Origin of the sequence: Caulobacter sp. B11, from assembly GCF_002737765.1 — a bacterium.
GTDB lineage: Bacteria > Pseudomonadota > Alphaproteobacteria > Caulobacterales > Caulobacteraceae > Caulobacter.
This window is the reverse complement of the sequence record NZ_PEGG01000164.1, coordinates 1-4,656: the sequence shown is the minus strand read 5'-3', so window position 1 is coordinate 4,656 and position 4,656 is coordinate 1. Positions and strand designations below refer to the sequence as shown.

The window sequence follows — 4,656 nt, the reverse complement described above, 5'->3', positions numbered from 1 at the left end:
TGCTGGCGCATTTGGAGCCCAGCCAGTCCATGCGCGCGCAGACGGCGGTCTTGAAGGTCGCGGCCGTACCCGCGGCGGTCTGCACCTCCCCCGTGCGTACCTTGCGGCCCGCGTCGACGACGGCGTTGTCCAGGGTCACCGAGACCAGGAACACCAGACCCAGTTCGATGGTCGCGAAGATCAGCAGCAGAAAGGGAATGGCGACAAAGGCGAACTCGACGGCGGTCGCGCCGTCCTGGGCCCGCAGATAGCGTTGGACGAGCGGAAGCCGGCGGGCAAGACGAGCGGGCGACGGGCAATCAGCCATCGTAAAGGTCCGGATGAACGCCTTTCGGGGCGAGAGGCGCGTCAGTCTAGGCCCAGCGGTCCTAACCACTGGTTTAGCCTCGCGGGCGCGGGCCATAGGGCAAGGACTCTGGATCCTAGGGAACGGTCGGTTCGGCGCCCAACAGCTTCGAGCAGGATTCGGCGCAGGCATAGGTCGAGGCCGCGACGCCCCGCTGCACCGTCACCGCGCCGTCGGGGGCTTCCGACACCACCAGTCGGCGATCAACGATCGTACGTCCCGCTGCATCAAAGGCGAACAGGGTGGTGACGCCGGGACGCTTGCCCAGGATCACCAGGGTGCGGTCATTGATGACACTGACGTCCGCGACCAGCGGATCGCCCACGACGATGTCGCGCACCGGTCCGCCCATGGACAGGGTGACGGCCTGACCGGTGGAAAGGCCCAGGGCCGGATGGGTCGCCACGAGCGGCGCGGCCTGGGCGCCAACGGCGCCAAGGCTGAGAAAAGCGATCAAGGCGAGGGACAGGCGGCGCATGGTCGTTCCGTCAAGGCGGGAGGGCGAAACTGAAATTGGGCTGGAATGGTCAACAAAAGCCTAAATTCAGGCGGCCTGCGACATCTGGGCAATTCGCGGAACCGTTGTTCGATAAGGCTTTTTTCCGAGATCCGGCTGGTACAGTTAAGAATTGATAATGGTAAATTCAAATAAACCATCAAAAATATCTTGGAAACTCTCCGCTGTTTACTGGCCATTAAGTGCGGTGGGCGAAATTGATCGTGTTTTCGGGGGTGAGCAAGTCAACACGGCTTGAAGGCCTCAAATCCTCAAGTTGAGATCAGGAGATCAAATCATGTCGAAGTTTGTCACTCGCTTTCTGAACGACGAATCTGGCGCCACGGCCATCGAATACGGTCTGATCGTCGCGCTGATCGCCGTCGTGATCGTCACCGCCGTGACGACCCTCGGCACCAACCTGAAGGCCACCTTCACCAAGGTCGGCACCACGGTCAGCACGGCTAACTCGGCCTCCTAAGGTCAGTTCACACTCGAAAAAAGAGGGCTCCGACGGAAACGTCGGGGCCCTTTTTTTATGTCCCCCGGCCGCTCCACGGGCGCGCCGGCAACCTTTGCTTCACCTGGTCGCGGCAGACTTGCCGCGAATTCACAGGCAGGCCCGTCATGCAGATCCTCCAGATTTCCCTGCTGCTCGTCTTTCCCGCCCTGGTCATCCTGGCAGGCTTGAAGGATGCGACGACCTATACGATCCCCAACTGGATCTCGCTGGGCCTGATCGCGGCCTTCATCCCCGCGGCCCTGGTCAGCGGCGCGCCCCTGGGCGTCATCGGCGTCTGCCTGCTCGTCGGCTTCTGCGCCCTGCTGGGCGGCATGGGCATGTTCGCCATGGGCTGGATCGGCGGCGGCGACGCCAAGCTGTTCGCCGCCGCCGCCCTGTGGCTTGGCTGGCCGGCGACCTTTCCCTTCATGCTCGTCACCGGCTTGGCGGGCGGGGCCCTGACCCTGGCGATCCTGGGCCTGCGGTCCGGCTGGCTCGAGCCGATTCTGGCGGGCAGCCCGGCCTGGGTGCGCAAGCTCGGGGCCCAGGGCGGGGATATCCCTTACGGCGTCGCGATCGCGATCGGCGCCCTGGTCGCTTTTCCGCAAGGCGCTCTGAACGGCGGCCTGTTCTGACCGCCGCCCGGTAACAGACTCAAATCCCTGACGAAAATCGCCGCGCCCCGCGTCAGCCTGTCGCGGCCCGCCGCCTCACCCAGAACGCCAGACCTTTAGCGGCTGTTAACCATGGGCGGGCGACCATAGGAGACGGCCAGAACGGCTGATCGACGATTCGTGCGCGACGGCCGGAATGGGCGGCGCGCTCGGTTCAACCGCTTCACCGTCGCCAGAGTCTGTAGACCGCGCATGAATCCTCTTCGCGTCATGATCGTTCTGATCGCCGCCGTCTCGGCCATCGGCCTGGCTGTGGTCCTGCAACGATCGATGGGCGGCAAGCCCGCTGGCGCGCCCCCAACCGCCGCGGTCGTGAACCCCGAAAAGCCGATGACCCAGGTCCTGGTCGCCAAGCGCGACCTGGCGATCGGCACAAGGCTGGTGGCCGAGGACGTGAACTGGCAGGCCTGGCCGTCGGCCACCGTCAATCCGGCCTTCATCACCAACGGCGCCGCGCCGCTGCCGGCGACCACCACCACCGCCAAGACCGCCAAGGCCGTGGGCGACATGGCCGACGGCATGATCGGCGGCGTCACGCCGGACAAGGCCATCGAGGGCGCCATCGTTCGCGACCCGATCCTGGCCGGCGAACCCATCACCGCGCGCAAGATCGTCCGCGGCGGCGAAGGCGGCTATCTTTCGTGGTCCTCAAGCCCGGCGCGCGAGCCATGTCCGTGCCGATCAATTCGGAAACGGCGGCCGGCGGCTTCATCCTGCCCGGCGACCGCGTCGACGTGCTGCAAACCCGCGAAGGCCCCAGCCTCGGCGATGGCGACAGCGGCCGCAAGCAGACCATCGCCGAGACCATCCTCCTGAATGTCCGGGTCCTGGCGCTCGACCAGACGACCAGCGCCGAGAAGGACGCCAAGTCCATCGTCGCCGCCACCGCCACCCTCGAGGTCGGACCGACCGAAGCCGAGGCCCTGGCCAAGGCCAAGGCCTCCGGACCCGTCACCCTGGCCCTTCGCGCCTACACCGATCTTGGCGGCCCCTCCGGCGTCGCCCGGCGTGACGAAGACGCCTCCATCGTCCGCATCAATCGCGGCGGCCAAACCTCGAGTATCGCGGTGCGCCCATGATCCGTCGGCTTGTTTCCGTTTCGCTGGCAGGCCTGCTGGCCCTGGTCCCGGCCGCGCCGGTCCTGGCCGATGGCCCGGTCGGCGGCGGCCGCACCCACACCTATCGTCCGGCCGCCCGCGTGGCGCCGTCCCCGATGGCGGCCGCCCCGATCGCCGACCAGGTGCTTCGGGTCGACCTGACCACGACCGGCAGCCAGTCCCTGACCCTGCCGCGTGGCAAGTCGGCGATCATCGAACTGCCCGTCGACGTCCGTGACATGCTGGTGACCAACCCGGCCGTCGCCGACGCGGTGCTGCGCAATCCCCGGCGCATCTATGTGCTGGGCGTGGGCGCGGGCTCGACCGACGCGGTGTTCTTCGACGCCGCCGGCCGCAAGATCCTGTCCCTGGCCATCCGGGTCGGCCAGGATTCCGGCCTGCTGGAAGAGACCCTGCAGCGGGTGCTGCCCAATTCGCGGATCCGGGTCGAGCCGGTGCGCGACAGCGTCATCCTGACCGGCTCGGTGATGAACGCCAGCGAATCCGACAAGGCCTCGCAGATCGCCGCCCGTTTCGTCAGCGGTCCGGACAATGTGATGAACATGCTCACCATCGCCGGCAAGGACCAGGTGATGCTGCAGGTGCGGATCATCGAGGTCCAGCGCAACATGGTCAAACAGCTGGGCGTCGACCTCAACGCCGTCCTCGGCCAGCTGGGCGAGACCCAGTACAGCTTCGGCATGTCGCCGACCTTCGGGGTCAATGGCAGCCTGCTGGGCGGCCTGACCGGCGGCTACAAGACCGACACCACCAAGCAGCCCACCATGGTCGTTCCGTGCCAGGCCGGACTCACCAGCGCCACCTGCTATGCCGTTGTCCGCGACAACTCCGTGGCCTCCAACGGCGACACCGCCACCATCCGCGACACCGCCGGCAGCGCCGGGCTCAACTCGGCCAAGGGCATGATCCAGGCGTTCGAGCGGGTGGGCCTGGTGCGCACCCTGGCCGAACCGAACCTGACGGTGGTCTCCGGCGAGGCCGGCAAGTTCCTGGCCGGCGGTGAATTCCCCGTGCCGACCGGACAGGACAGCACCGGCAAGATCTCGGTCGAGTTCAAGCCCTATGGCGTCGGCCTGGGCTACACCCCGGTGGTCATGTCGGGCGGCCGAATCTCGCTGAAGCTGTCGACCGAGGTGTCGGAACTGTCCAGCCTGGGCGCCTTCTCGATCTCGAGCGGAGCCGGCTCGAGCGTCCTGACGTGCCGGCCTGACGGTGCGCCGCGCCGAGACGACGGTCGAGCTGCCCTCGGGCGGCTCGCTGATGATCGCCGGCCTGCTGCAGCAGCACACCAAGGAAACCATCGACGGCATCCCGGCATGACCAACATGCCGGTGATCGGCTCGCTGTTCCGGTCGCGCGACTTCCTGAACGGCGAGACCGAACTGTGATCATCATCACCCCCTACATCATCGACCCGACCCGCCCCAGAACCTGCAGACGCCCGCCGACGGCCTGCAATTCGCCGGCGACATGAGCACCGTCCTGCTGGCCGGCTCAACAAGGTCGTAAAGGCGCCCCCC

General features: G+C 66.7%; 4 protein-coding genes and 2 pseudogenes. 4 read left to right on the top strand and 2 right to left on the bottom strand.

All coding sequences use genetic code 11. The features are described 5' to 3' along the window. The coding region (locus tag CSW58_RS07855) for a TadE/TadG family type IV pilus assembly protein (protein WP_143755127.1) at positions 1-307 on the bottom strand (307 nt) is incomplete at its 3' end. Between the two features lie 115 nt (positions 308-422). Then, positions 423-803, bottom strand: coding sequence for a pilus assembly protein N-terminal domain-containing protein (locus CSW58_RS07850; protein WP_369825114.1), 381 nt, complete (start codon positions 801-803; stop codon positions 423-425). 337 nt (positions 804-1,140) lie between these two features. Here CSW58_RS07850 and CSW58_RS07845 point away from each other — a divergent pair, with 337 nt between their 5' ends. The 4 genes and pseudogenes from CSW58_RS07845 to CSW58_RS07830 all read left to right on the top strand — a co-directional run. Then, positions 1,141-1,323, top strand: a complete 183-nt coding sequence (locus CSW58_RS07845; protein WP_035045423.1) for a Flp family type IVb pilin — start codon at positions 1,141-1,143, stop codon at positions 1,321-1,323. 146 nt (positions 1,324-1,469) lie between these two features. Then, complete coding sequence (locus CSW58_RS07840; RefSeq protein ID WP_099446917.1) at positions 1,470-1,979, top strand: prepilin peptidase; 510 nt, start codon at positions 1,470-1,472, stop codon at positions 1,977-1,979. Positions 1,980-2,210: 231 nt separating this feature from the next. Continuing rightward, a pseudogene (cpaB, locus tag CSW58_RS07835) lies at positions 2,211-3,097 on the top strand (Flp pilus assembly protein CpaB). Beyond that, positions 3,094-4,656, top strand: a pseudogene (locus tag CSW58_RS07830) (type II and III secretion system protein family protein); the annotation flags it as partial. The pseudogenes cpaB and CSW58_RS07830, both read left to right, overlap by 4 nt.

What these genes read in the sequence shown, in the direction of transcription:
- CSW58_RS07845 (WP_035045423.1), top strand. Translation starts at nt 1,141, where the DNA reads ATGTCGAAGTTTGTCACTCGCTTTCTGAACGACGAATCTGGCGCCACG.
- CSW58_RS07840 (WP_099446917.1), top strand. Translation starts at nt 1,470, where the DNA reads ATGCAGATCCTCCAGATTTCCCTGCTGCTCGTCTTTCCCGCCCTGGTC.